This is a genomic window from Celeribacter baekdonensis B30, assembly GCF_000299875.1.
Taxonomy (GTDB): Bacteria; Pseudomonadota; Alphaproteobacteria; order Rhodobacterales; family Rhodobacteraceae; genus Celeribacter; species Celeribacter baekdonensis_A.
In genome coordinates, this window is the sequence record NZ_AMRK01000032.1 from 1 (window position 1) to 1,431 (window position 1,431).

Consider the following 1,431-nt stretch of genomic DNA (forward strand, 5'->3'; position numbering starts at 1 on the left):
TCTCAAGGCGCAAGACATCCCGAGATCGCGCTTCGGCTGACAGGAGCGCGTAGGAGCAGTTAGCCCAACGAGCTGCTCCAGAATGGAGCGCCCCGGTAACGTGGCGTTCTACTACCTGAGAGGCGGGTTATGTCACCCCATCACCACTCACCCAGCATGATCTGCCTCTCTCCTTACTTGAGCAAAGCGAACACATTATGAATGATACTCAAAATCACTTAGAGATTTTTAGCTGCGAATCAAGAGATTTGGTGGCTGAGGCCCTGCACGCAAGCTTGATTGCACAATCTTCTGGTTTTCGCGCAACAGCGCATGCGTTGAAGCAGGTTGCGTTGGAACAGAACAAATTATTCCAATGTAGCTCACTCACGCTGAACCTGCATTCAGCCTGAGATTTGTTTTCGTGGCGTGTTTATAGGCGCTTAACCTACTGTGGATGAGATATGTCTCACCTGCGGGCGGGTGGGTGAAATAGTCCTAAAGATTATCAAAAAAATCTAGATAATATACTTTAGTTTTAATATACAGCAATAAGATATGATGTACTTGGTGGGCTCATAGGCCTTTGGGAAATTGGGAGAGATGAACGATGGTAACCACCTCCATTCAGGCGGGTCCTGAAATTAGTGTCAAAATCGACGTGATGCGGGACGAAGTGCTGCGTTACTCTAAAAATGGAGACAATTTGATCATTGATCTTAAGAGTGGTGATCAGATTGTTGTTAACGACTTTTATACTTTTGCCGAGAACCAGTCTCTTCACAGTTTAGTTTTTGGTGATGGAACGGCCAGCGGTGTTACGGGTGATCCTGCGACTGCGGCAGGTCTGGGAATGGGCTTCTCAGAAGAAGGCATTGCAGCTGCCGTTTTCGGTGGGCTCGGTCTTGCGGCTCTGGCGGCCGGTGGCGGTGATGACAGCGATGCGGATGCGGATGCCGACGCGGATGCCGATGCTGACGCAGATGCCGACGCGGATGCCGACGCGGATGCCGATGCGGATGCTGACGCCGATGCTGACGCCGATGCCGACGCGGATGCTGACGCCGATGCCGACGCGGATGCTGACGCCGATGCCGACGCGGATGCTGACGCCGATGCCGACGCGGATGCTGACGCCGATGCCGACGCGGATGCTGACGCCGATGCCGACGCGGATGCTGACGCCGATGCCGACGCGGATGCTGACGCCGATGCCGACGCGGATGCTGACGCCGATGCCGACGCGGATGCTGACGCCGATGCCGACGCGGATGCTGACGCCGATGCCGACGCGGATGCTGACGCCGATGCCGACGCGGATGCTGACGCCGATGCCGACGCGGATGCTGACGCCGATGCCGACGCGGATGCTGACGCCGATGCCGACGCGGATGCAGATGCGGACGCCGATGCAGATGCGGACGCCGACGCGGATGCTGACGCCGATGCCGA

At 56.4% G+C, this 1,431-nt stretch carries 2 protein-coding genes and 1 pseudogene; 2 read left to right on the forward strand and 1 reads right to left on the reverse strand.

The genetic code is table 11. The annotated features are described in order from the left end of the window. The first annotated feature begins 197 nt into the window (after positions 1 to 197). Entirely contained in the window at positions 198 to 392 is a 195-nt protein-coding gene (locus tag B30_RS22280) for a hypothetical protein (RefSeq protein ID WP_152002388.1), read from the forward strand. 197 nt (positions 393 to 589) lie between these two features. Then, positions 590 to 778, forward strand: a pseudogene (locus tag B30_RS22830) (BapA/Bap/LapF family prefix-like domain-containing protein); the annotation flags it as partial. 63 nt (positions 779 to 841) lie between these two features. Here B30_RS22830 and B30_RS22625 read toward each other — a convergent pair. Then, positions 842 to 1,431: hypothetical protein (locus B30_RS22625; protein ID WP_232616954.1), on the reverse strand; the 590-nt coding region annotated here is incomplete at its 5' end.

Bases quoted from the DNA above. Each gene is read 5' to 3' on its own strand.
- B30_RS22280 (WP_152002388.1), top strand. From the start codon at position 198: ATGAATGATACTCAAAATCACTTAGAGATTTTTAGCTGCGAATCAAGA.